This window comes from Thiemannella venezuelensis, assembly GCF_014203605.1.
GTDB classification, from domain to species: domain Bacteria; phylum Actinomycetota; class Actinomycetes; order Streptosporangiales; family Streptosporangiaceae; genus Planomonospora_A; species Planomonospora_A venezuelensis.
Map to the genome: position 1 here is coordinate 70,657 of NZ_JACHJJ010000031.1, position 23,943 is coordinate 94,599.

Sequence of the window (23,943 nt, forward strand, 5' to 3'; positions counted from 1 at the left end):
CGCGTCACTTCCGGTCCCGGAAGAAGGCGCGGACGTCGCCGGCGAACAGCTCGGGCTGCTCGGCCGGGAGGAAGTTGCCGCCGCGAGGGAACTCCGTCCAGTGGGTGACGGGCGCGTCCCGCTCGGCGTACCGGCGGACCGTGATGTCGGTGACGCCGAGGGCGACGCCCAGCGGCACGGCCGACCTCTCCTTGGGGGCCCACGCCGACGGGTCGTGCGCAGTTTCCCATTGACGCGCTCCCCGGTCTGAAGGCCGGGGATTCAGCCCGTGCCGCGCATACGGCACCTCTGCGGCTTCCTGTTTCACCGGGTTCTGCCCTCCGCTAGGCGGCGGGTCTTACAGACCCTCCGTAGGCGTTTAACCTCTCCGCCCGTCCGGCGGCGAGGATGTTGATCGCGGCGTTGACGTCCCGGTTGTGGACCGCTCCGCAGGCACAGGTCCAGGTTCGGACGTCGAGTGGCATGGACTCGGCGACCACCCCGCAGGCTCCGCACTTCTTCGACGACGGGAACCAGCGGTCGATCTTCACGAGGGCCCGGCCGTACCGCGCGGCCTTGTAGGCGAGCATCGCCGTGAACCGGCCCCAGCCCGCATCATGGACGGACTTCGCCAGCCTTGTGCGGGCCAGGCCTTTGACACACAGGTCCTCCACATACACCGCTTGGTTCTCGCGGATGATCTGCGTGGAGAGCTTGTGCGCGAAGTCCCGGCGCGCGTCGGCCACCTTCGCGTGCGCCCTGGCGACCTTGACGACGGCCTTCTTCCTGTTCGCCGACCCCTTCGCCTTGCGGGACAGGGCCTGCTGGGCCTTCTTCAACCGTCGTTCGGCACGGCGCAGGAAACGCGGGTTGTCGATCTTCCGGCCATCGGAGAGCACTGCGAAATGCGCAAGTCCCAGGTCGATGCCCACCTCGGAGGCCGTCTCGGGCAGCGGCTCGTCGCTCGTCTGCACAACGAAGCTCGCGAAGTACCGGCCTGAGGCGTCCTTGACGACCGTCACGCTGGAGGGCTCGGACGGCAGGTCCCGCGACCAGCGCACGTCCACATCCCCGATCTTCGGCAGGCGCAGCCTCCCGCCCGCCGTGATCGAGAAGCACGCGTTCTTCGTGAACCGGATGGCCTGCCGGGAATCCCTTTTGGACCGGAACCGAGGAGCGGCGATCTTCGGCCCTTTGCGCCTGCCGGAGACCGAGGCGAAGAAGTTGCGGAACGCGGTGTTCAGATCGGCCAGCGCCTGCTGAAGAACCACGGCCGAGACCTCGCCCAGCCACGCCCGTTCCGGCGTCGTCTTCGCCGCTGTGATCACCTGCTTGGACAGGTCGGCGTCCGAGACGTACGGCAGGCCGTGAGCGCGGGCTTGCTGTCGGGCGCGCAGTCCGTCGTTGTACACCGTCCGCGCGCACCCGAACGCCCGCGCCAGCGCCTGGCGCTGAGGTGGCGACGGGTAGAGGCGGACGTTGTACCGCAGCTGCATCCCATGATCCTAGCATTGGTTTATGGCTGATCACGGAGACATCAGAACTGGTAGGCATTGCATTTTCGTCCTTCATGCTCATTTGGTCTTCGTGACCAAGTTCCGGCACCCGGTGTTCACCGGAGTGCATCTGGAACGCATGGAGCAGGTCATGCGCGATGTGTGCGCCAGCTTCGAGACCGAACTGCGCGAGTTCAACGGCGAGGCCGACCACGTCCACCTGCTGGTGAACTTCCCGCCCAAGGTCGCCGTCTCCAGGCTCGTCAACAGCCTCAAGGGCGTGTCCTCCCGCAGGATGCGCCGAGAGTTCCCCGAGCTGGCCCGCCACTACTACCGGGCGAACAAGCTGTGGTCGGGCTCCTACTTCGCAGGGAGCGTAGGCGGCGCTCCGATCAGCGTCCTACGTCAGTACATCGAGCAGCAGAAACGCCCGGTCTGAGTCGGGTGGACGCCGGATCGCCCTGGAAGCGACCCGGCTTTCCCTGCCCCGCTACGCGGAAGGGTCCGCTTCACCCCCGGCCCGAAGGCCGGAGCACTGTGGACGATTTCGGTAGCTCCGCAGCCCGTGCCGGGGCACACGCCGGAGAGCGCGTGCCCCGGCCGTACGGCACGCCCGTCCCGGACCGGGGACGGCTCCGGGTCTCAGGACGCCGGGGCGTCCAGGACCGGGATCAGCTGCTCCTCCTCGTAGGCCAGGTGCGCCTCGAGCTCCCCGGCGAGCCGCTCGACCTCGGAGAGCACCGCCTGAGGGTCGGCGCCTTCGGCGGAGACGGCCTTCTGCAGCTCGTCGAGGAGCACCGCGACCCTCTGGTGCTCCTCGCCCAGCCGGTCCAGGACCGGGGCGAGGTCGGGACGCTGCCCGGCCAGGGCGGAGAACATCCCGGCGTCCTCGTTGGTGTGGTGGTGGTGCAGCCCCTGGCAGAGGGTCAGGCAGTTGATCCGGAGCTGGGCGCCCAGTCCGGGGCCCGACGCGGCGACCTCCTTGCGGATCAGGGCGAGCTCCCGGCGGAACGCGTCGTGGATCAGCTTGAGGGCCGCGCCCCACGACGACGCGTTCGGCGGCCCGCCCGCGACCTGCCGCAGGGCGACCACGGGGATGACCCGTGAGGTCCTGGCCTGGTAGTCGGCCCACCCGGGGTCGGCCTCGGCCGCGCGGGCGAAGGCCAGGTCGCGTTCGGCGCCCTCCAGCACGGTGGCCTCGGCCTCGTAGGTGAAGACACCGTCCTCGACCGTGACGCGGGGGTGGGCCACCAGGTTGCGGAACCAGTCGGGGTGCTTCGGCGAGCCGGCGGCCGAGGCGATGACCAGGACGCGCTCGCCGCCGTCGGGGAGGTAGCCGACCGGGGTCGTGTGCGGGGCGCCGGAGCGGGCTCCGACGGTGGTCAGCAGCAGCAGCCGCGCCCCCTCGAACATGCCGCCCACGCGTCCCTGGTTGGCGCGGAACTCTTCGATGATCTGCTGGTTGAACTCGTTCGGCATTCTCTGCTTTCTTTTCGGGATCGGGCTCCCGCGGGCCGTTCGCGGGCATGGTGAAGAACCGCCCCGGCGGGCGGTACGGGCTCGCCACGGGGCGGCCTCGGCCGTGGCGGGGGAACTACGGGGAACCACGGTGCGGGAAACGGGGAGGATACGCCGTGCATCCGGTCGGGCCGGTGCGCCGGCGGTCCCCGCAGGCGGCGGTGACCCGCGCCACCGAACACGTGGAGACCTCGCGCGGAACGCGCGGTACAAGGAGAAGGCGGACCCCTGGGCCGCCCGGCGCTCACTCGGCGGCCGGGTGCCCTACTCGCTGTTGGCCCATGGCCGACCCGGCAGTCACGTTGTCGATCTTATGCCCGCGGCCGTGCCGGGGCAACGCCGTATTCCCCGCCCGGTACGGCGGGGGCCTCCGCCGTACCGGCGCCGTCAGGGGCCGAAGGCAAGGCGCAGGCGCTGGCCGAGGAGGTCGTGGCGGTCGGCGGGCACGGCGGTGACCAGCTCGTGCAGGGCGGTGCGGGGCAGCCACTCGATCATGTACAGCAGCGCGGCGCCGTAGCCGCGGATCGGCTCGGTGAGCTCGTCCTCCGGCAGATCCACATCCTTGATACGGGCCGTGAGGATGACGCGGAACTCCTCGTTGAAGTCGTCGGCGGAGACGATCAGGCGGGGTTCCGGAGGCAGGACCAGGCTGTGCTTGATCGTCCATACGTCGCCGAACCGAGGGGCGGGGCCGGTCATGCCGTACGGCTCTGCTCTCGCTCGGCCAGTGCGGCGTCGAGGTAGGCGGGGTCCAGATGCTCGTTGTGGCGGGCGGCGATGCGCGCGAACCGGCGTGCGCGCAGTCCGCGGTGCAGCAGGGTGTTGACCACCTCGCTGGCGCTGACGCCGCTCTGTCGGGCTTCGGCTTCCACGCTGGTCACAATGGCTTCGTCCACGGTGTACGTCTTGGAAATCCTCATAGGAAACATCGTAGGTTCGCTGCGTTGAGCCGTCCACGAGGGAGATTCGGGAAGACGGCGGGGCCGTACCGGCGGTGGTGAAGGACCTTGGTCCCGTGGGTTTCCTCAGGCGGGACAGGTGGTGGCCGATGGGGGAAACAGCGCGGCGCAGAGACGGCCCGCTGCCCGCTGACGACTTCGAGGGACGGACCCCGGTGATACTTCTTACGCGCCTCAACGGGCCGGAGTTCGCACTGAACCCGGACCTGATCGAGCGAGCCGACCAGACCCCCGACACGGTGATCACTCTCGTGGACGGGACCAAGTACATCATCGCGGAGTCCCTGAGCGAGTTCCTGGGGCTGGTGCGCCGCTACCGCGCCGAGCTGATCGCCGACGCCGAGATCCTCGTCTCCTCGGGCACCCACCGCCTGCCGTCCACCGGTTCCGCCGACTCCGACCAGGCGCGCGTCGTGCGCCTCCACCGGCAGGAGCGATAGATGGATCCGGCAACCCTGGCGGGTATCGGCATCGCCATCGCCTCCATGCTGGCGATGATGTTCCTCGAGGGCGCCGACCCGATGTCGATCATGCTCCCGGCCCCGCTCATCCTCGTGTTCGGCGGCACCTTCGGCGTGGCGATGGCAGGCGGTGTGCTGCGCGACAGCACCGGCATCGTCAACCAGATGAAGCGCGCCTTCACCTCCAAGCCGGTGGCCGGCACCGAGCTGGTCGACTCGATCGTCAAGCTCGCCGAGCGCGCCCGCCGCGAGGGCCTGCTGGCCCTGGAGGACGCGATCAAGGAGGTGGAGGACCCGTTCCTCCGCCGCGGCCTGGAGCTGGCCATCGACGGCACCGACCCCGAGGAGCTCCGGGAGATCCTGGAGGCCGAGGTCGAGGCCAAGCGCAAGGCCGACAAGTCCGGCGCCAAGATCTTCACCGACATGGGCGGCTACGCCCCCACCATCGGCATCATCGGCACCGTCATCAGCCTCGTGCTGGTGCTGGAGAACCTCAGCGACCCCTCGAAGCTCGGCCACATGATCGGTGCCGCGTTCGTCGCCACGCTGTGGGGCGTGTTCAGCGCCAACGTGATCTGGCTGCCCATCGGCAACCGGCTCAAGCGGCTCAGCGAGCTGGAGTGCGCCCAGATGGAACTGACCATCGAGGGCATCTCCAACATCCAGGCGGGCACCAACCCGCGCCTGGTCTCGCAGAAGCTCAAGAGCCTGCTTCCTCCGGGTGAGGCCGAGGAGAAGAAGGCCGCCTGATGAGCACCAAGGTCCGCCGCCACAAGAAGCACGCGGGCGGCCACGAGGAGGAGGCCCACGCCGACGAGCGCTGGCTGGTCACCTACGGCGACATGCTGACCGTGCTGATGGCGCTGTTCATCGTGCTGTTCGCCATGAGCCAGGTCGACCAGGACAAGTTCAACGCGCTCAAGTCGAGCCTCTCGATGGCCTTCGGCAACCCCTCGGTCACCTTCGCCGCGCCGGGCACGGCCGTGGCAGGTGACGCCGGCGGCGGGGACGCCTCTCCGATGGACATGTCCGCCGCGCTGGCCAAGGGCCAGGACGCCGAGGCCCAGGAGCAGGCCAAGGCCGCCCTCGCCGCGCTCGACCGCGCCAAGGCCTCGGCCCGCGCGAAGAACGCGGAGAAGGAGGTCGAGAAGTTCGAGCGGATCAAGAAGAAGATCCAGGAGGCGCTGCGCAAGCAGAGCGCCGAGGACAGCGTGCAGTTCCGCGTCGACGAGCGCGGCCTGGTCGTCACCGTCGTCACCAGCTCCGTGGTGTTCGGCAACAACAGCGCCGAGCTGCTGAGGGACGGCCGCAGGATCATCGACGCGATCGCCCCCTCCCTGCGCACCGAGAAGAACGCCCTCGAGGTCGACGGGCACACCAACTGGCTGCCGGTGAACTCGGGTCCGTACCCGTCGAACTGGGAGCTGTCGACCGCGCGGGCCTCCACGGTGGTCCGCAGGCTGATCGCCAAGGGCATCCCCGCCAGCCGGGTGAACGCCTCCGGCTACGCCGACCAGCGACCGCTCTACCCCGACACCGACCCCCGGTCGGTGTCGCTGAACCGCCGGGTCGAGGTGGTCGTCCTGTCCGACCTCGACGCCGCGACCAAGGCACTGCTGCCCTCCGCCGCGGGCATGTCCCGCACCAGTAACTGACATCCGGGAGAACAATCATGGCCACCGCAAAGCTCAAGGCCGCGACCGACGCCGAGGAGGCGAAGGACGGCGGTAAGAAGTCGAAGAAGCTCTTCATCATCGCCGGAGCCGTACTCGTCGTCGTGGCGGCCGCGGCGGCCTACTTCCTGTTCTTCGCCGGCGGCGGCGAGCCGGCGGAGGAGCCGAAGCCGGAGCCCGGCGCCGTCGCCGCCCTGGACGCGATCACCATCAACCTGGCCGACGGGCACTTCCTCAAGCTCAAGCTGGCCCTGCAGGCCACCGCCGAGGTCCACGAGGCCCCGGACGGCAGCAAGGCCCTGGATCTGGCCATCGACCAGTTCAGCAACAAGGCGGTCGACGAGCTCTCCTCGGACAAGGCGCGCAACCTGGCCAAGCAGGAGCTGCTGGAGAAGGTGGAGAAGGCCTACGAAGGCGAGATCATGAACATCTACTTCACCGAGTTCGTGATGCAGTAGGCGCCCGCCGCACCGCCGGGTCCGGGCGGGTCCCCCCGGACCCGGCCGGACCCGCGAAGACCCTCCCCGACCCCCGTCCCCACCGGCGAAAGGAACCTCCCCGCAGCAGGGCGACAACAGCACATCGGCGCCGGGCGCGCCCCGGCGCGGCCTCCGCGGCGGACGGGACCCTCATCACGAGGTGAACCCGATTTCCGGCATTTCCTCATACGGGGAGAAGCGCGGCCGATGGGTGGTCTCGTGAGCCAGACACAGACTTCCGCCCCGACGCATCGCCTGCTCGGACGCGTGTCCCGACGGGCGAAGAACTCTGAGCCGCACGCTTACGACTTCCGCCGCCCGATCAAGCTCTCGCGTGAGCACACGCGGATGCTCCAGATCGCCTACGAGACCTTCGCCCGCCAGTACACGACGCTGCTCACCTCCACCCTGCGCGTCGTGTCCCAGGTGTCGCTGGTCTCGATCCAGCAGCTCACCTACGACGAGTACATCTCGGGGCTGTCCAACCCGACGATCGTCGCCACGCTGACCCTGGACCCGCTGCCCGGCGCGGCCATCATGGAGTTCTCGCTCAGCACGGCGATGGCCAGCATCGACCACATGCTCGGCGGCCCCGGCGGCCCGCAGATCGAGCGCCCGCTGACCGACATGGAGCTCCCGCTCCTGCGCGACCTGCTCAACCGGGTCCTGGACGAGATGCACTACGCCTTCGAGGCCATCACCGACTTCCGGCCGATGCTGGGCGCGATCGACTACAACCCGCAGTTCGTCCAGGCGGCCGCACCCGCCGACGCGGTCATCGTGGCCTCCTTCACGATGGCCGTGGGCAGCGAAGAGTGCCTGATGACGTTCTGCCTGCCGTTCACCTCGATCTTCCCCAAGCTCCAGAGCAACGGCACCGACATCACGCTCAGCGACTCGCAGCGCAAGACGCGCGAGCAGGCCCACCGCAACATGGTCGCCGCGCTCGGCACCACGCCCATCGAGGTCGCCGTCCGCTTCGACTCGGTCCAGCTCAAGCCCGACCAGATCGTCAACCTGGAGCCCGGTGACGTCGTCCCGCTCAACCACGCCGTGACGGCGCCGCTGACGGTGACCGCCGCCGACATCACCTTCGCCCACGCAGTGCCCGGTAGCCAGGGCCCGCGCCTGGCCTGCCTCGTCGTGCCCACGCCGCAGAACGAAACGGAAGCACAGTAATGACCACCACGATCACCGTCGCCCCGCGCGTGGCTCTCGCCCTCGACGCGGCCGAGGCTGCCCTCGCCCTGCTGCCCGCCGGCGGCGCCCTGGAGGCCGGTACGCCGGTCACCGCCATCCCGGACGGGATCCCGGCCGGTCAGGCCGTGTGCGCCCGCTTTTCCGGCACCGTCTCCGGCGAGGTCGCGGTCGTCGTCGGCCAGGACCTGGTCGACGCCCTGAAGGACAGCCCGCTCGGCGAGCTCGACCTGGCCAAGGCGGTGCAGCCCGCCCTGGAGGCGGCCGCCAGGGTGCTGGGCCCGGTCGTCGTGGACCCCGCCCAGGCCGTCGAGACCCAGGTCGGCCTCGGCGCCCTCGCCAACCGCGGTGAGGCGATCTTCGTTCCGCTGCTGGAGGACGGCGCCGTGCGCGCCGTACTGGCCCTGGTGGCCCTCCCCTGGCCGGCGGCCCCCGGATCCGCTCCCGCGGCCCCGGCCCGCAAGGGCGGCCTGGAGATGCTCCACGGCGTGGAGATGAGCGTCACCGCCGAGCTCGGCCGCACCCGGATGACCGTCCGGGAGCTGCTCTCCCTGGCCCCCGGCGCCGTGGTCGAGCTCGACCGCGCCGCAGGAAGCCCCGTGGACCTGCTCGTCAACGGCCGCCTGGTCGCCCGCGGCGAGGTCGTCGTCATCGACGAGAACTTCGGCATCCGCATCACCGAGATCATCGCCCCCACCGGCGACCGCTCCTAGCGGGAGCGCCCGCCGCCCAGCCGACCGAGACCGTGACGACCGCGACCGCCCCCGCTAGGAGCAGCCGAGAATGATCGAGACCGTCCTGAGAATCACGTTCTCGCTCCTGGTGGTCCTCCTTCTGGTGTGGGGCCTGTCCAAGGTCGCCCGCAAGCCGCTGGCCGGTCGCGGCGGAGGGCACCTCTCCGTGCTCGCCCGCCAGCAGCTGACCCGCAACTCCTCCGTGGCCATCGTCCGGGTGACCGACCGGGCCCTGGTGCTCGGCGTCACCGACGGCCAGGTCACCCTCCTGACGGAGACGGACCTGGCGGCCCTGGAGGCCGCGCAGGAGCGGCGCGAGCAGGCCGAGGAACGCATCCCGGTCTCCCTGCCGGCCGCCGCCGCGACAGCCGCCTCCTCTCCGGCTGACGACGCGGCGGCCGTCCAGGGCCTCCTGAAGGGTCCCCTGGCGGGCTCCGCCCTCTCGCCCCAGACCTGGAAGACCGCCCTGGAAATGCTGCGCGAACGGACGGCTCGTTAAGTGATGAAGCGGATCTTCAGCCTGGCCCTGACCGGCCTGGCCGTGGCCGGCACGCTCGTGCTCGGCGCCTCGGCCGCCTCGGCGGACACCCTGACCGCCCAGCCGGTACGGCAGGCGGCCCCGGCCGTCTCCGCCCCGGCCTCCGCGGCCTCCGCCGTGACCGCCCCGGCCCGGCAGGCCGGAGCGCCCGCCGTACAGGCCGCCGCCCTCGCCTCGCCCTCCGGCCCGGACGGCGCCAAGGGACCGGCGGGCCCCGGCGACGACACGCTCACCATCGACCTCAACGGCGTCAACGGCACGCCCAGCCAGTCCATCATCCTGATGCTGGGCATGACGGTGCTCTCCGTGGCACCGGCCATCCTCCTGCTGTGCACCAGCTTCACCAAGATCTTCGTGGTGCTGAGCATCACGCGCAACGCCCTCGGCCTGTCCAACGTCCCGCCCAACCAGGTACTGGCCGGCCTGGCCATCTTCATCAGCCTGTTCATCATGGGCCCGGTCGCCTCCGAGGTGAACGACAAGGCCATCCAGCCCTACCTCAAGGGCGAGAAGAGCGTCTCCCAGGCCGTCGAGGCGGGCACCCCGCCGGTGCGCGAGTTCCTGATGGACCACACCCGCAAGGACGACCTGGCGCTGTTCACCAAGGTCTCCGGCCAGGGCAAGCCCGCCAACGCCGACGCCGTGCCGATGACCACCCTGATCCCCGCGTTCGTGCTCTCGGAGCTGCGCGCCGCGTTCATCATCGGGTTTGTCATCTATATACCGTTCCTCATCATCGACCTGGTCATCTCGGCGGCCCTGATGTCGATGGGCATGATGATGCTCCCGCCGGTCACGGTGGCGATGCCCTTCAAGCTCCTGCTCTTCGTACTCGTCAACGGCTGGGGACTCATCGTGACGTCCCTGGTCGGCAGTTACCAGTGAGGATCTGACCCGTGACCGACACCCAGGTGCTGCACATCGGCACGCAGGCGATGGTGCTCGCCACCAAGCTCGGCGCCCCCATCCTGATCACTGCTCTGCTCATCGGGTTCGCGATCTCCCTGTTCCAGTCGGTGACGCAGATCCAGGAGGCCACCCTGTCCTTCGTGCCCAAGGCGGCCGGAGTGGCGGTGGCCCTGATGTTCAGCGGCAACTGGATGCTGCACGAGCTGATGTCCTTCACCACCAACCTGTTCCACCAGGTACCGCAGCTCATCTCCGGCGGCTGAGCCCATGGAGGGACTGCTGTCCGCGCCCACCCTGGCCGCCCTGCTGCTGGCCTCGATCCGGGCCGCCGCCTGGCTGCTGATGAGCCCGCCGTTCAACTCCAAGGCCATCCCCGGAGCGGTCAAGTCCCTGCTCGCCCTCGCGATCGCCCTGCCGATGACCCCGCAGCTGGCCGCGGATCTCCCTGAGATCACCACCGCGAGCATGCTCATCGCCGGGATCGAGCAGGTCATCGCGGGCGTCGCCCTCGGCTTCCTCACCTCGCTGGTGTTCGCCGCCGTCCAGGCCGCCGGCGACCTGCTCGACATCTTCGGCGGCTTCTCCCTGGCCACCGCCTTCGACCCGCTGTCGATGGCGGCCAGCTCGGTGTTCGGCAAGTTCTACAACCTGCTCTGCACCACCCTGCTGATGGTCAGCGGCGGCTACCAGTTCGTCCTGCTCGGCTTCACCCAGACCTACAAGGCCCTGCCGCTGAACGGCACCCTGTCGCTGGAGACCCTCAGCAACCTGGTCACGGGAGGCCTGGCCGACCTGTTCGTCGCCACCCTGCAGATCGCCGGCCCGCTCATCGCGGTGCTGTTCGTCGCCGACCTCGCCCTCGGCCTGCTCAGCAAGGCCGCCCCCGCCCTGAACGCCTTCTCCCTCGGATTCCCCGTGAAGATCTTCCTCACTCTCGGCCTGGCCGGCATCGCCATCGCGGTGCTGCCCGGCGTCATCGACGGCCTGACCGACCAGGCCGTCCGGCTGATGATGGGCCTGGCGGGCGCATGAGCGGCGGAGGGGGCGGTGAGAAGACCGAAGAGCCCACAGCCAAGAAGAAGAAGGACGCCCAGAAAGAAGGCCAGGTCGCCCAGACCCCCGACTTCGGGGCGTGGGCCTCGATGCTGGCGGCCGGGCTCGTGCTGCCGATGGTCCTGGAGAACGCGGTGGGCGCCGCGCAGCGCATCATGCTCCAGGTCCGCGAGATCATCCACAATCCCGACCCGAGGATGGCGCTCGACCTGCTCATCACGGGCCTGGGCGACGGCCTGCTGGCGATCGCGCCGATCGCCGCGGCCACCGTGGTGGTCACTCTGCTCGCCGCGGCGGGTCAGACCGGCCTGAAGCCGGCCACCAAGCTGTTCAAGCCGCAGTTCAAGAAGCTCAACCCGTTCTCGGGACTGAAGCGCATGCTCGGCCCGCACGCGCTGTGGGAGGCCGCCAAGGCGGTGCTGAAGACCGCGGCGCTGACCGGCATCGCCTACATGTCCGTCAGCGACCTGATCCCGGTCCTGATGGCCTCGGGCTCCCTGCCCCTGGGCGTGCTGCTGTCGTCCGTCGGCGACGCGATCATCTCGCTGCTGCGCTACGCGGGCGCCGCCGGGCTGGCGCTGGCCGCCGCCGACTACGCGATGGCGCGCCGCCGTACCGGCAAGCAGCTGAAGATGACCAAGCAGGAGGTCAAGGAGGAGTACAAGCGCTCCGAGGGCGACCCCCACGTCAAGGGCCAGATCCGCGCCCGCCAGCAGGCGATGAGCCGCAACCGCATGATGGCCGACGTCCCCAAGGCCGACGTGGTCCTGGTCAACCCCACCCACGTGGCGGTGGCGCTGCGCTACGACCCCGAGAAGGGCGCCCCCCGCGTGATCGCCAAGGGCTCCGGCACCGTCGCCGCGAAGATCCGCGAGATCGCCTCCGAGAACCGCATCCCGATGGTGCAGGACGTCCCGCTGGCCCGCGCGCTGCACAAGAGCTGCGAGATCGGCCAGGAGATCCCGGCCGAGATGTACGGCGCGGTCGCCAAGGTGCTCGCCTTCGTCATGACCCTGAAGGCCAAGGGCTCGGCCGCCGGCCTCCACCGCCTCGCCGCCTGACCCGGCCGCCTGACCCCGCCTCCGGGGCCGTCCCGGAGGCGGAGGCGGTCGCCGGGGCTCAGCTGCTCGGCGCTCTCCCAGCGCCAGGTGTCGGTGTGTAGCGGTGCGAGCGTACGGCGGACATGTCGGTGTCTCCTCTGCGCGGGCCGGGGCCTACCAGCTGCCGGCGATCTGCCGGATCGGGGCGTTCAGGCGGTTGAAGAGGTTGGTGACGGCGGTCATCAGCAGGATCGAGGCCAGCTGCCGCTCGTCGAAGTGGTCGGCGGCGTTGTTCCAGACCTCGTCGGAGACGGCGTCGGCGCGGTCGGCCAGCCGGGTCGAGGCCTCCGCCAGCTCCAGCGCGGCCCGCTCGGCGCCGGTGTAGTACGGAGCCTCGCGCCAGGCGGCGACCAGGCCGATGCGCTCGTCGCTCTCGCCGAGCTTGCGCAGGTTCTTCAGGCCGGTGTCGACGCAGAAGCCGCAGCCGTTGATCTGGCTGACCCGCAGGTGGATCATCTCCATGAGCTCCTGGGGGAGGCCCTGCGACTGGGCGGCCCGCATCAGCTCCATGATCGGCTTCATCGCGGCGGGGACGATCGCGGCGGGGTTCTTCATCCGGGCTTCCATCGTGTTCTCCTCTGTCATCGCTCGTGTGAGATCACCATGGCTGCCCGGATTGATAGATTCGCTATACACCCGCGATGCAGTGCGATGTGATGGGGACGATGCTGCGTTTCACCCTTCTCGGCCCCGTCCGGATGCTCGCCGACGGCGAGCCGCTGACCGGCGTCGCCCCCCGTCACCGGGCCGTGCTCGCCTACCTCCTGCTCAACGCCGGCCGGGTGATCAGCATCGAGCGGCTGATCGACGCGATGTGGGGCTACGACCGGCCCGACACCGCCCGATCGCAGATCCACGCCTCCATCACCGCGATCCGCAAGGTGCTGCGCGGTGCGGGCGCCGTACGGCTCCTGGAGACACGCGCCGGCGGCTACGTCGCGCAGCCGGAGCCCGGGCAGGTCGACGCGCAGGAGTTCACCGAGCTGGCAGCCGCCGGCGAGCTGCGCAGAGCCCTGGACCTGTGGAGCGGCGAGGCGCTGGAGGACGTGCAGGCGCATTACGTCACCGGCGCCCGGGAGCTCTGGAACGACCGGCGGCTGTCGGCGTACGAGCGCCTGGTGGAGGCCGAGCTCGCCGCCGGGCGGCACGGCGACCTGCTCGGCGAGCTCGCCGCCCAGGCGACCGCCCACCCGCTGCGCGAGAGGCTCAACGGCCATCTCGTCCTGGCCCTGCACCGCGCGGGGCGGCAGGCCGACGCCCTGGCCGCGGCGCGCTCCTACCGTACGGCTCTCGCGGACGACCAGGGCCTCGACCCCGGGCACGCCTTCACCGAGCTGGAGCGGGCGGTCCTGGCGGACGATCCGGCCCTGCGCCTGCCCGGCGCGGCACCGGTCGCCTCCGGCCCGCCGCGCCGCTCCACCTACCTGCCCTACGACATCCCCGACTTCTCCGGGCGGACCGCCGAGCTGGAGCGGCTCGCGGGCGGGCACGACGGGCCGGCGGTCGTCACGATCGACGGCATGGCGGGGATCGGCAAGACCACGCTCGCCGTCCATGCGGCCCACCGGCTGGCCGACCGCTATCCCGACGGCCGGCTCTTCATCGACCTGCAGGCCCACACCGCGGGCCGGGACCCGGTCGACGCCGCCGCCGCGCTGGAGGCCCTCCTCCGCCAGCTCGGAGTGCCCGCCGACCGCATCCCGGCCGCACCGGCCGACCGCAGCGCCCTCTGGCGCGCCGAGCTGGCCGGTCGCCGCGTGCTCGCCGTACTGGACAACGCCTCCGACGCCGAGCACGTGCGCCCCCTGCTGCCGGGACACTCCGACACCCTCGTCCTGGTCACCAGCAGGCGGCGGCTCGTCGACCTGGACGGCGCCCACGCGCTCTCGGTCGACGTGCTGGGCGAGGAGGACGCCGCGGAGCTGTTCGGCCGGATCGTGGGCGAACGCGCCCGCCGCGAACCGGACGCCGTACGCGAGGTGCTGCACCTGTGCGGACGCCTCCCGCTCGCCATCCGGATCTCGGCCGCCCGCCTCCAGCACCGCCCGCGCTGGACCGTGTCCTACCTGGCGGGCCGGCTGCGCGACCACCGCCGCCTCCTGGACGGGGTGTCGGCGGCCTTCACCCTCTCCTACGAGCAGCTCCACGAGGCCGAGCGGCGCATGTTCCGCCTGCTCGGGCTGGCACCCGGCCGCGACATCGACGCCTGCGGCGCGGCCGCGCTGGCGGGGATCCCGGAGGACGAGGCGGAGGAGCTCCTCGAAGGACTCCTCGACGCCCACATGCTCCTGCAGCTCGAACCGGGCCGATACACCTTCCACGACCTGCTCCGCGAGCACGCGCGCTCGATCGCCGAGGACGACGGCGCCGTCCTGCGGCTGCTCACCTACTACCTGCACCGCTCCCGCGCGGCGATCGACCGGCTCTTCCCGCACAGCGTCGGCCTGCGGGAGGGCATCCCCCAGCCGGCCACCCCGATCGCGCCCATCCGCGACGCCGCGGAGGCGATGGCCTGGCTCGACGCCGAGCGCTCCAACATCATCGCGACCGCCGTCCACGGACCCGAGATCTGCCTGGGCATGCTGGCCCTGGCGGTGCGCCCCTACCTCGACCTGCAGGCGCACCACGACGACGCGCTCACGCTCCACACCCTGGCGCTCCGGCGCAGCCGCAAGCTCGGCCACCGCGAGTTCGAGGAGCGGGCGCTCACCGACCTGGCGTGGACCTACTGGCGGCTCGGCGAGTACGAGCGGGCGGAGGAGCACGCCCACCAGGCCCTCGACGCGTGCGAGGGCGCCTACGAACGCGCGCGGGCACTGCTCACCCTGGGCAACGTGGCCCTGCGCCGGCGGCAGGACGCGCAGGCGGAGCAGCACCTCGAACAGGCGCTCGACCTCACTCGGATCGGCGCCGACACCTGGGGCGAGGCCCACGTGCTCGGCATCCTCGCCCTCGTCCTCGACCGGGCCGGCCGGCCGCAGGAGGCCCGGCGCCATCTCGACCTGGCACTGGCGCTGCACCGCAAGGTCGGCAACCCGGCAGGGGAGGCGGTGACCCTCAACCACCTCGGCGTCGTCCTCCGGCGCCAGGGCGAGCCCGCCCGGGCGCGCACCCGGCACGAGCAGGCCGCGGCCCTCTACCGCCGCCTCGGCAACACCGCCGACGAGGCGGCCGCGCTCAACGGGCTGGCCGAGGCGGCGGGCGACCCGGCCCGGGCGGTCGAGGAGCACACGGCCGCGCTCGCGCTCGCCGACCTGACGCGCAACCGGCCGGAGCAGGCGCGTGCCCACGACGGACTGGCGCGCGCCCACCTCGCGCTCGGCCGCCCGGAGCAGGCCCGCGAGCACGGGAGGCTGGCTCTCGGCCTCTACGGGGAGCTCGGCGTTCCGGAGGCCGAGGAGGTCCGCGCCCTCCTGGAGCGGGCCGGGGAGTCCGCGCGGGGGGACCGGCCCCACGCCGCGAGGCCGTGAGCGTCCCGTCGCGGGGCGGCTCCGGCCGTCTCGGCGGGAGGCCCGGCGCTCCCGCCGATCGCGGCGCCGCAGGCGAAACCGCGGCGGGCGCATGCGAAGAGGGGCACGGCAGATGCCGTGCCCCTCTTCGCATGCGCCGGATGTCAGGCGGTGTACTGCGGGTAGCCGTACCCGGCGACCTGCGACTTCGGCCGGACGCGCTGCTCGACCTTGCCGTTGCCGGTGTTGCCCTCGATCGTGGTGATCGTGCCGTCGCCGTTGTCCTTCTTCACGAAGCCGACGTGGTCGATCCCGGAGGTGTCCTTGCCGCCGTCCCAGTCGAAGAAGACGACCGCGCCCGGCTTGGCGTCGGCGCCCCAGCGCTTGTTGGCCGCGAACCAGTCGGCGTGGGCGACGGTGTAAGCGTCCCAGCCGACGGTCGGGCGCAGGCCGGTCTGCTCGCCGACCCAGGAGACGAACATGTCGCACCAGGCGGCGTTGGCGTAGGCGTTCACGCTGCCGCCGTCACGGGCGATGGTCTCCTTGACGCGGGGGGAGCCCATGTACCAGGCGTGGAACTTGGTGCCGCCGCCGTCGCCGTTCTCCTCCACGCCGACCTGCGCCTCGGCCACCTTCAGCAGCTGCTCCGCGCTGACCTTGGGCAGCTGCTGCTGCGCGGGGGCGGCGGTGTCGGCGTGGGCGGTGCCGCCGGCGGCCAGGGTCGCGGCGGTGGCGGCGGCCAGGCCCAGGGTGGCGGTGAGGACGCGGGCGCGGGTGGTGAAGGCGGCGAAAGTCATAGAGGAAGACCCTTCGTGCGGCGGCAGGACTCCGGCTCCGGGTGGTGCTTGGTGCCGGTGAAGGCCCTGCTGTAGCGGCCTTCGACATCCAGTAAGCCGTCCGGGCGTAGCGGGAGAAGTGCACGAAAGGTGCCGTACGGTTGCCGCCTCCAGAAAACCCTCAAGTCCGGTCCGAAGGCCTGTCGATATGACGTAGGCCGGACTCTCCGGCCGGGCTTTCCTCTGCTGCAGCGCGGCGGAGCAGCGCCTCGGCGGAAGAGTGCGACCGGCGGGTCCGGGCCCGCCGATGCGCCGCGAATGCGGACGGAGTTTCCGGGGCGCACGGCGCGGGAAGGCGGCCCGCGTCGAAGAGCTGTACGCGCGTCTCGCGGCCGGGACCCGACAGTCGGCCCCTTGGCCCGGCGTGTCGCACGGGAGGCCCTCAGAGGCCTCTGGAGCCTTCGGAAGGCCGCGGGAAGACGGGAGGAGGGAGGCCCGGGAGACCCTGCGGAGGAGAGGCCGCCCGAGGCCCTGACCAGGAGGGCGACACGGAGGGTGATTCTGTGAATATTTTCCGCGACTCGCCGACGACGCTGCTGGATCGCAGATTCGTCAATTCGATATAACGGCTGTCATGAGTGGTAGCAAGCGCGGACCTGACCCCAAGTGGGGGCCGGTGAAGCAGCACCCGCTGCGGGTGCCCGTTGAGCTTCTCGGCGACATCAAGACCTTCGCCCGGCAGCGCGGATGCTCGGTGAACGAGTACATCGTCACGGTGCTGGCACGTGAGCACGACTTCGTTCTGGCCCCTCCGCCCCGCCCGGCGGAGCAGGACCAGCTTCCGCTCATCGAAGGACGTCAGGGGGCGGCAGCGTGAACATCGCGATTCGCCCGCGAAAGGGGAGGCCAAGGCGTTAGTGTGAACCGCCGCTGACGAGCGGCACCCCATAAATGCGGAAGCCCCCGCGCTAACCGGCCTCAGAAACCTAGTGCGCGCGAGGGACTCCGACCAGAACCTCGTAACCCTGCCTGCGACGGCTGGGCCCTTTGCATGCCGGATTACGGATCCAACATCTGGAGACCACCATAGACGACCGGTCCCCGGGTCGGCCACTCATGCGCGAAAATCGCTCCTTCCGCGTGTCCCGACCCGACACACGTAATGACGGGTTCCGTCCCTGTAAGCCCGGATCGGGTAAAGCCCGCCCCACGCAGAGCCCTGGCGAGGCGATCCCCGGGCACCTCGTCCAGGCACCCACGAAGGTGCTCTGGATTCGGGCCGCCGAGCTGGTCCCCGACTTCGAGCGCCACCGCGCCGACTGGCGCCGCAACCTGCTGCGGGTGGTCTGGCAGCTGGCCGCGCACGCCGGCTCCGACATGGTCACCGACCCGGGCCTGGGCGCGACCTGGGAGCTGCTGGCGGCCAAGGCCGGGGTCTCCCGCCGGACCTTCGCCGACCGGCTGCGCTGGCTCAGGACGCACGGCCTGCTGTTCACGCTCGTCACCGGCTCGACCCCGGCGCTGCGCGCCAGCTGCTGGGGAGGGCGGGTCGACGACGGCCTCGGCAACATCGCCGCCGAGTACGCCCTCACCGTGCCCCGCGAGCTGCTGGACACAATGGACTTCGAGGACCTTGACCGGCTTATCCCCCCGACTCGGGCCCCGGCGGAAGAGAACTGGAGAGATGTGCCCTGGCCTGCGGAAACACTTCCTGTGGATGAAACTCGCACCCCTAAGGGGTTCATCCCTCCCTTAGTAAAAGAAGTTAATCCCCCCGTACACACGCGCGAGGCCCCGTTTCCCGCGAAACCCGGGCGAACCTGGCCAAGCACCGTAACGCCGGGCAACAAAAGCGAAATGCTCCAAGCGTGCGAGCGGCTCCGCGATGACGACATGCTTCTCCGGAAAGTGCCCGCCAGGCAGCTGCGATGGCTGCTACGGTCACTGTTCGTCGCCGGGGCCACGGCCGGCGACGTCAGGCACGCGCTCCACTTCCACCCGGACGGGACGCTCTGGCCGGTGGGCACGCCGCGGCGGCCGGTGTCCTGGATCCGCTGGCGGCTGGGCGCGTGGATCGACTACGACACCGGGGCGCTCCGGGCGGCGCTGCCGTCGCAGCGGCGGGCGGAGGCGGATCTCCGGCGGCGGCGCGAGCAGGCGGCGCTGACCGACTGGCTGGCCGGGCTCCGGGCCGGCCGGGCCGATCCCGATCCGGCGGCGGTGACGGAGCTGCGCGCCCGCCTGGAGGCCGTACGCGAACGGGCGAGGCGTCCGCGGTACGGCATGGGATGAGAGAGGGCGGGGACGCCCGGAAGGAGGAGTTGTGCGGTCCATCCTTCTTTACATTGTAAAGGCGGAGGGGACGCAGAACTCACCCGTACAGCAGTCCCACGACCGAGCTCGCCCAGCGCATCCGCTCGCACACCAGCTCCGGGTGCTCGCCGAACTCCTGCGCCAGGGCCGCCGCGCAGCCCGCCTCTCCGCCGTGCCTGTCGATCGTCTGAAGGATCGCGCTCTCGGCGGTCTGGCGGTCCAGCAGGGCTGCGGCCGACACCGGCGCGAGGGCGAGCGCCTCGGCCCGGACGGTGTTGCTCATCTCGGTGCTCATCGGAACGTCGTCTCCTCCTCCGTAGGGAGCCCGGGTCCACTGCCCCCGGAACTTGCTTTCATTGGCTGTGACGCGGGTCTCACGACCGGTTGCGCGAAAGGTGCGAAGTGGTTGCGCCCGGCGCCTCCTGCGGGGCATCGCGAGAGGCGCCGGGCACGATCGGGGTCGCGGAGGCGGTTACCGGAATTACCGGAACCGCACGCTCCACGAATCGAGGTAGCCGTTGTCCCGCAGCGGCCAGAGGGTCTGCACGCGCAGCTTCCAGGCGCCGTCGAGGGTCCTGCCGGTGACGGGGACGGTGTAGACCGCGTCCAGGTCGGCGCCGCGGTCGCGCGGGTTGAGCCTGCGCAGCGGGACCGTCCTGCCGTCGGGCAGGACGAGGCTGACCGTCAGGTCCGCGCGGCTGGCGCGCTTGATCGCCACGGTGACGGTGGCGGTCGAGGCGCCGCCGGACATCCCGCGTACGGTCAGAGCGCCGGTGGAGCCCCGCCACTTGCGGGAGAGCGGCACGTCGACGTCGTTGGTGAAGTGGGTCTCGGCGGGCGGCTCGGGCTCGGGGGCCGGGGGTGCGGGGACCGCTTCGGTGCCGGTGTAGGCCAGCAGGTCGGGCGAGCCGGTGCCGGGGTTGCCGACGGCTCCGGGGGTGGCGCGGCCGGTCAGGGCCGCGGAGACCTGGGCCGGGGTGGCGCCGGGGTCGGCGGCCAGGTGCAGGGCGGCGGCTCCGGCGACGTGCGGGGAGGCCATCGAGGTGCCGCTGATCGTCCGGGTGGCGGTGTCGCCGGTGTGCCAGGCGGAGGCGACTCCGGCGCCGGGGGCGAACAGGTCCAGGCATCGGCCGTAGTTGGAGAAGGACGCACGCCTGTCGCCGGTGGCGGTGGCCCCGACGGTGACGGCCTCGCCGACTCTGGCGGGAGAGGCCGCGCAGGCGTCGGCGGCGCTGTTGCCCGCGGCGACGACGTAGGTGACGCCGGCTGCGACGGAGCGCCGGACCGCGTCGTCCAGGGCGGTGCTGGCGCCGCCGCCCAGGCTCATGTTGGCCACCGAGGGGCCGGTGGCGTTCTGGGTCACCCAGTCGACTCCGGCGATCACTCCGGAGAGCGAGCCGCTGCCGTCGCAGCCCAGGACCCGGACCGGGTGCAGGTCGACGCCTTTGGCCACGCCCCAGGTCTGGCCGCCGATGGTGGCCGCGACGTGCGTTCCGTGGCCGTTGCAGTCGGCGGTGCCGTAGCCGTCGCCGACGGTGTCGGTGCCGCCGGTGACCCGGCCGCCGAAGTCGGTGTGCGTGGCGCGGATGCCGGTGTCGATGACGTAGACGTCGACGCCGGAGGCGGTGGTGTCGTAGGTGTAGGAGCCGTCGAGGGTGCTCGTGCGCTGGTCGAGGCGGTCCAGGCCCCAGGCGGGGCCGTTCTGGGTGTCGCTGGCGTGTATCCGGGCGTCCTGCTCGACGTAGGCGACGGCGGGGTCGCCTGCCAGCAGGCGGGCCTGCGCCTCGGAGGCGCGCACGGTGAAGCCCTTGATGCCTGCGGCGAAGGTGCGGGCGACCTTGCCGCCGCGGCGGGAGGTCAGCGTGCCGGCCTGCTTGCGGACCGCGGTCGTGGTGGTGGCGGTGCCGTTCTTCAGGACGACGATGTACTGGCCGGAGATGAGCTGTCCGGCGGGTTTGCGGACGGGGCCGGGTTTGCCGGCGGTGCCCGCGTGCGCGGCGAGGCTCGTCCCGCCCAGGAGTGCGAGGGTCAGCAGACCCACCGTCGTCAGCTTCGTCGCCGTCGTCGCCGCGGCCGCCGCGTGGGCGGGTCCGTGCGGCCGACGCTTGCCGGTACGGCGCATCGTCATCCCTTCCGTGGTGCCCGGGTGTTCCCACCGCGTGCGGCGTCCCTGCCGCTGCGGGCGACGGGCGCGGAGGCGGCCGTCGCGGGCTGATGCCAGAAAGCTCTGGTGCCTCCGCATCGGCATCCGGTCCTGCGCCCTGAGGGAAACCGGAGACAGAAGGAGAAAAGATCTGAAATCACCCGGCTGGGGTGCGGAGTTCCTCAGGTGCCGCCGGGATCCGCCGATGAAGGGGCTGCCTTATAAGAGAGGGAGAGGAACGTCGTGGACGAGTTGGGCGACATCATCCAGGAGTTCCTGGTTGAGAGTCACGAGAACCTGGACCAGCTGGATCGGGACTTGGTGGCTCTGGAGCAGGATCCCGGCTCCCGGGAGATGCTCTCCAGCATTTTCCGAACGATCCACACGATCAAGGGCACGAGTGGATTCCTGGCGTTCCACCGCCTGGAGACGGTGACCCACGCGGGCGAGTCCCTGCTGTCCAGGCTGCGTGACGGCGCCCAGCGGATGAACCCGGCCAGCGCGGACGCCCTGCTGGCCATGGTGGACACCGTACGCACGCTGCTGGGCTCGATCGAGGAGACCGGCGGCGAGGGCGACGTCGACGTCGATTCGGTCATCGCCAAGGTGACGGCCTGCATCGAGGACCCCTCCGCACCCAAGCCGGCCCCGGCGGAGCCCGCCGCGCAGGCCGTACCGGCCGTGGAGACCGCGCCGGAGCCCGCCGCCGAGCCCGCTCAGAAGCCTGCCAAGGCCGCGAAGGCCGCCGAGCCGGCCCCGGCCGGAGCGGAGGCCCCCGCCCCCGTCGCCGAGCACTCCCCCGCGCCCCAGCCCCCGGCTCCGGCCGTGAAGGAGCCCGCGGCCGAGGAGCCCGGCCAGAACGCCAAGCGCAGCATCGCCGACAGCTCCATCCGGGTGGACGTCGACCTGCTCGACACGCTGATGCGGCTGGTCGGCGAGCTGGTGCTGACCCGCAACCAGATCGTCCGCGGCGTCAGCGAGGTCTCCGACCCGGTTCTCGCCCGTACCACCCAGCGGCTGAACCTGATCACCAGTGAGCTGCAGGAGAGCGTCATGAAGACGCGCATGCAGCCCATCGACCACATCTGGTCCAAGCTGCCGCGCGTCGTGCGCGACCTCAGCGGATCGCTGGGCAAGCAGGTGAAGCTGGCGATGGAGGGCAAGGAGACCGAGCTCGACCGCAGCCTCCTGGAGGCCGTCAAGGACCCGCTGACGCACCTGGTGCGCAACGCGGTGGACCACGGCATCGAGACCACCGCCGACCGCGTGGCCAAGGGCAAGACGCCGCACGGCACGCTGACCCTGCGCGCCTACCACGAGGGCGGCCACGTCATCGTGGAGATCAAGGACGACGGCGCGGGCATCGACGTCGAGCGGGTGGCGCAGACGGCGCTGGACCGCGGCGTGGTCACCCGTGACCAGCTCGCCCGGATGGAGTCGCGCGAGGTCATCGCCCTGGTCTTCCGGCCGGGCTTCTCCACCGCCAAGAAGGTCACCAACGTCTCCGGCCGCGGCGTCGGCATGGACGTCGTGAAGACCAACATCGAGCAGATCGGCGGCGCCGTCGATGTGGACTCGACGCTGGGCAAGGGCACGACCTGGCGGCTGACCATCCCGCTGACGCTGGCGATCATCCAGGCGCTCACCGTCGAGTGCGGCGCCGAGCGCTACGCCATCCCGCAGGTCGGGGTGGACGAGCTGGTCTTCGTCGACGGCCAGTCCGGCCAGGCGATCGAGCACGTGTCGGGTGCGCCGGTCTACCGGCTGCGCGGCAAGCTGCTGCCGCTGGTGCGCCTGGACGAGACGCTGGGGCTGCCGGTCCGCAACAGCGACCGCGACGTCTACATCGCGGTGCTGCAGGCCGACGGCCGCCGGTTCGGCCTCGTGGTCGACCGGGTCCTGAACACCGAGGAGATCGTGGTCAAGCCGCTGACCGGGCGGATGAAGGACGTCGGCGTGTACGCCGGCGCCACCATCGTCGGCGACGGCAAGGTCGCGCTGATCCTCGACATCCCGTCGCTGGCCCGCCGCTCGCACCTGGCCGCCGAGGCCGTGGAGCGCGCCCAGGTGGACCAGGTCGACTCCCGTCCCCGGGGCGGCGGCATCGAGCGCCTGCTCATCGCCGGCATCGGCGAGCGCCGGGTGGCGATCCCGCTGGACATGGTCACCCGTCTGGAGGAGTTCCCGGTCGAGCGCATCGAGCGGGTCGGCAGCCGGGAGGTGGTCCAGTACCGCGACCACATCCTGCCGGTCATCCGCCTGGCCTCGCTGCTGGGCTGCTACGACGTCTCCGAGGGCGAGACGGTCCCCGCGGTGGTCTACACCGAGCGGGGCCGCAGCGTCGCCCTGGTCGTCGAGCAGATCGTCGACATCGTCGAGGACCACATCGAGTCCCGCAGCGACCTGGACGACGACGGCCTGACCGGTTCGGCCGTGATCCAGCAGCGCGTCACCGAGCTGCTGGACGTGCGGCGGGCGATCCTCGCCGCCGACCCCCGGTTCTACGCAGAAATGACCGAGATCACCGACTCGATGGTGGGAGCCTGATCATGCCCAGCCGCCAGTACGCCACCTTCGAGGTGGCCGACCAGCTCTTCGGAGTGGACGTGGCACAGGTCCAGGAGGTCCTGCGCTTCCACGAGTACACCCGCGTCCCGCTGGCGCCGACCTCGGTCGGCGGCCTGTTCAACCTCCGCGGCCAGGTCATCGCCGCGGTGGACCTGCGGGTCCAGCTCGGTCTTCCGGGCCGGGACCTGGACGTCCCGGCGATGAACGTCATCGTCTCGGTCGACGACGAGTGGGTGAGCCTGCTCGTGGACCGGATCGGTGAGGTCATCGAGCTCGACGACGAGGCCTTCGAGCCGCCGCCGGACACGCTCGCGGGCGCCTACCGCAACCTCATCGTGGGCACGTTCAAGCTTCAGGACCGCCTGATGCTCGCTCTGGACGCGCGCCGTGCGGCCGACACGACCGTTCCGGTCCCGGCCCAGCACACCGACGAGGGACGGCTGGCGCACTCCGCCTGATCCGCCCCAGGCACGGCCCGGAAAGGGGGGTGGCGCCCCCGGACCCGGGCGCCCCCCCCCCATACCCCTACACCGGGCGGGGGGCGCCCCGGACGGGGCAAGGGCCCGCCCCCGCACGGCGCGCCCGGCGCCCCCCCACC

General features: G+C 71.2%; 26 protein-coding genes. 17 read left to right on the top strand and 9 right to left on the bottom strand.

The features are described 5' to 3' along the window. Positions 1 to 4: 4 nt before the first annotated feature. Both FHS22_RS32665 and FHS22_RS32670 read right to left on the bottom strand, forming a co-directional pair. A complete protein-coding gene (locus tag FHS22_RS32665; protein WP_184948047.1) occupies positions 5 to 178 on the bottom strand; it encodes a hypothetical protein in 174 nt (57 codons plus the stop codon). A gap of 145 nt (positions 179 to 323) precedes the next feature. Continuing rightward, positions 324 to 1,475: an RNA-guided endonuclease InsQ/TnpB family protein gene (locus FHS22_RS32670; protein WP_184948048.1), complete on the bottom strand. Its 1,152-nt coding sequence runs from the start codon at positions 1,473 to 1,475 to the stop codon at positions 324 to 326. Positions 1,476 to 1,497: 22 nt separating this feature from the next. Between FHS22_RS32670 and tnpA the strand changes: the two genes are divergently transcribed. After that, the gene (gene tnpA, locus FHS22_RS32675; RefSeq protein WP_184948049.1) at positions 1,498 to 1,914 is read left to right on the top strand and encodes an IS200/IS605 family transposase; all 417 of its coding nucleotides are present in this window, start codon (positions 1,498 to 1,500) and stop codon (positions 1,912 to 1,914) included. Positions 1,915 to 2,117: 203 nt separating this feature from the next. Here the strand turns inward: tnpA and FHS22_RS32680 are convergent, their stop codons facing one another. From FHS22_RS32680 to FHS22_RS32690, 3 genes are all read right to left on the bottom strand, one after another. Then, the gene (locus tag FHS22_RS32680; protein WP_184948050.1) at positions 2,118 to 2,954 is read right to left on the bottom strand and encodes a nitroreductase/quinone reductase family protein; all 837 of its coding nucleotides are present in this window, start codon (positions 2,952 to 2,954) and stop codon (positions 2,118 to 2,120) included. A gap of 426 nt (positions 2,955 to 3,380) precedes the next feature. Next, the gene (locus FHS22_RS32685) at positions 3,381 to 3,692 is read right to left on the bottom strand and encodes a hypothetical protein (RefSeq protein WP_184948051.1); all 312 of its coding nucleotides are present in this window, start codon (positions 3,690 to 3,692) and stop codon (positions 3,381 to 3,383) included. Further along, on the bottom strand, positions 3,689 to 3,865 hold the full coding sequence (locus tag FHS22_RS32690) for a hypothetical protein (protein WP_184948052.1): 177 nt from the start codon (positions 3,863 to 3,865) through the stop codon (positions 3,689 to 3,691). The genes FHS22_RS32685 and FHS22_RS32690 overlap by 4 nt, the downstream gene beginning before the upstream one ends. A gap of 242 nt (positions 3,866 to 4,107) precedes the next feature. Here FHS22_RS32690 and FHS22_RS32695 point away from each other — a divergent pair, with 242 nt between their 5' ends. From FHS22_RS32695 to FHS22_RS32745, 11 genes are all read left to right on the top strand, one after another. Next, positions 4,108 to 4,392 carry a flagellar FlbD family protein gene (locus FHS22_RS32695; protein WP_184948053.1) on the top strand — a complete coding sequence of 95 codons (285 nt, stop codon included), beginning with the start codon at positions 4,108 to 4,110 and terminating at the stop codon, positions 4,390 to 4,392. Continuing rightward, positions 4,393 to 5,163, top strand: a complete 771-nt coding sequence (locus tag FHS22_RS32700; protein WP_184948054.1) for a motility protein A — start codon at positions 4,393 to 4,395, stop codon at positions 5,161 to 5,163. Continuing rightward, the gene (locus FHS22_RS32705) at positions 5,163 to 6,068 is read left to right on the top strand and encodes an OmpA/MotB family protein (RefSeq protein WP_184948055.1); all 906 of its coding nucleotides are present in this window, start codon (positions 5,163 to 5,165) and stop codon (positions 6,066 to 6,068) included. Before FHS22_RS32700 ends, FHS22_RS32705 begins: the two co-directional genes overlap by 1 nt. Before the next feature lie 17 nt (positions 6,069 to 6,085). Continuing rightward, positions 6,086 to 6,544: a flagellar basal body-associated FliL family protein gene (locus tag FHS22_RS32710; RefSeq protein WP_184948056.1), complete on the top strand. Its 459-nt coding sequence runs from the start codon at positions 6,086 to 6,088 to the stop codon at positions 6,542 to 6,544. Positions 6,545 to 6,832: 288 nt separating this feature from the next. Further along, positions 6,833 to 7,744: a FliM/FliN family flagellar motor switch protein gene (locus tag FHS22_RS32715; RefSeq protein ID WP_221474409.1), complete on the top strand. Its 912-nt coding sequence runs from the start codon at positions 6,833 to 6,835 to the stop codon at positions 7,742 to 7,744. After that, positions 7,744 to 8,475 (top strand): flagellar motor switch protein FliN, encoded by a 732-nt coding sequence (fliN, locus tag FHS22_RS39780; RefSeq protein ID WP_184948058.1) that lies wholly within the window; start codon positions 7,744 to 7,746, stop codon positions 8,473 to 8,475. Before FHS22_RS32715 ends, fliN begins: the two co-directional genes overlap by 1 nt. Before the next feature lie 70 nt (positions 8,476 to 8,545). Continuing rightward, positions 8,546 to 8,995 (top strand): flagellar biosynthetic protein FliO, encoded by a 450-nt coding sequence (fliO, locus tag FHS22_RS32725; RefSeq protein WP_184948059.1) that lies wholly within the window; start codon positions 8,546 to 8,548, stop codon positions 8,993 to 8,995. Positions 8,996 to 8,998: 3 nt separating this feature from the next. Next, positions 8,999 to 9,919, top strand: coding sequence for a flagellar type III secretion system pore protein FliP (fliP, locus tag FHS22_RS32730; protein ID WP_184948060.1), 921 nt, complete (start codon positions 8,999 to 9,001; stop codon positions 9,917 to 9,919). 11 nt (positions 9,920 to 9,930) lie between these two features. Next, positions 9,931 to 10,206, top strand: a complete 276-nt coding sequence (gene fliQ, locus FHS22_RS32735) for a flagellar biosynthesis protein FliQ (RefSeq protein WP_184948061.1) — start codon at positions 9,931 to 9,933, stop codon at positions 10,204 to 10,206. A gap of 4 nt (positions 10,207 to 10,210) precedes the next feature. Beyond that, a complete protein-coding gene (locus tag FHS22_RS32740) occupies positions 10,211 to 10,975 on the top strand; it encodes a flagellar biosynthetic protein FliR (RefSeq protein ID WP_184948062.1) in 765 nt (254 codons plus the stop codon). Then, positions 10,972 to 12,057, top strand: coding sequence for an EscU/YscU/HrcU family type III secretion system export apparatus switch protein (locus FHS22_RS32745; protein ID WP_184948063.1), 1,086 nt, complete (start codon positions 10,972 to 10,974; stop codon positions 12,055 to 12,057). Before FHS22_RS32740 ends, FHS22_RS32745 begins: the two co-directional genes overlap by 4 nt. Before the next feature lie 153 nt (positions 12,058 to 12,210). Here the strand turns inward: FHS22_RS32745 and FHS22_RS32750 are convergent, their stop codons facing one another. Continuing rightward, entirely contained in the window at positions 12,211 to 12,663 is a 453-nt protein-coding gene (locus FHS22_RS32750) for a carboxymuconolactone decarboxylase family protein (protein ID WP_184948064.1), read from the bottom strand. A 74-nt stretch (positions 12,664 to 12,737) separates the two neighbouring features. Between FHS22_RS32750 and FHS22_RS32755 the strand changes: the two genes are divergently transcribed. Next, the gene (locus FHS22_RS32755; protein WP_221474410.1) at positions 12,738 to 15,566 is read left to right on the top strand and encodes an AfsR/SARP family transcriptional regulator; all 2,829 of its coding nucleotides are present in this window, start codon (positions 12,738 to 12,740) and stop codon (positions 15,564 to 15,566) included. Positions 15,567 to 15,709: 143 nt separating this feature from the next. Here the strand turns inward: FHS22_RS32755 and FHS22_RS32760 are convergent, their stop codons facing one another. Continuing rightward, on the bottom strand, positions 15,710 to 16,342 hold the full coding sequence (locus FHS22_RS32760) for a CHAP domain-containing protein (RefSeq protein WP_184948065.1): 633 nt from the start codon (positions 16,340 to 16,342) through the stop codon (positions 15,710 to 15,712). A 613-nt stretch (positions 16,343 to 16,955) separates the two neighbouring features. Between FHS22_RS32760 and FHS22_RS32765 the strand changes: the two genes are divergently transcribed. Further along, positions 16,956 to 17,198, top strand: coding sequence for a hypothetical protein (locus tag FHS22_RS32765; protein ID WP_184948066.1), 243 nt, complete (start codon positions 16,956 to 16,958; stop codon positions 17,196 to 17,198). Positions 17,199 to 17,584: 386 nt separating this feature from the next. Continuing rightward, positions 17,585 to 18,613, top strand: a complete 1,029-nt coding sequence (locus tag FHS22_RS32770) for a hypothetical protein (protein ID WP_184948067.1) — start codon at positions 17,585 to 17,587, stop codon at positions 18,611 to 18,613. 79 nt (positions 18,614 to 18,692) lie between these two features. Here FHS22_RS32770 and FHS22_RS32775 read toward each other — a convergent pair whose 3' ends face one another. Beyond that, positions 18,693 to 18,929, bottom strand: coding sequence for a hypothetical protein (locus FHS22_RS32775; protein WP_184948068.1), 237 nt, complete (start codon positions 18,927 to 18,929; stop codon positions 18,693 to 18,695). Positions 18,930 to 19,115: 186 nt separating this feature from the next. Beyond that, complete coding sequence (locus FHS22_RS32780; protein WP_221474411.1) at positions 19,116 to 20,762, bottom strand: S8 family serine peptidase; 1,647 nt, start codon at positions 20,760 to 20,762, stop codon at positions 19,116 to 19,118. Positions 20,763 to 21,020: 258 nt separating this feature from the next. Here FHS22_RS32780 and FHS22_RS32785 point away from each other — a divergent pair, with 258 nt between their 5' ends. Continuing rightward, positions 21,021 to 23,324, top strand: a complete 2,304-nt coding sequence (locus FHS22_RS32785; protein WP_184948069.1) for a chemotaxis protein CheW — start codon at positions 21,021 to 21,023, stop codon at positions 23,322 to 23,324. A gap of 2 nt (positions 23,325 to 23,326) precedes the next feature. Beyond that, a complete protein-coding gene (locus tag FHS22_RS32790) occupies positions 23,327 to 23,803 on the top strand; it encodes a chemotaxis protein CheW (protein ID WP_184948070.1) in 477 nt (158 codons plus the stop codon). The last annotated feature ends 140 nt before the right edge of the window (positions 23,804 to 23,943 follow it).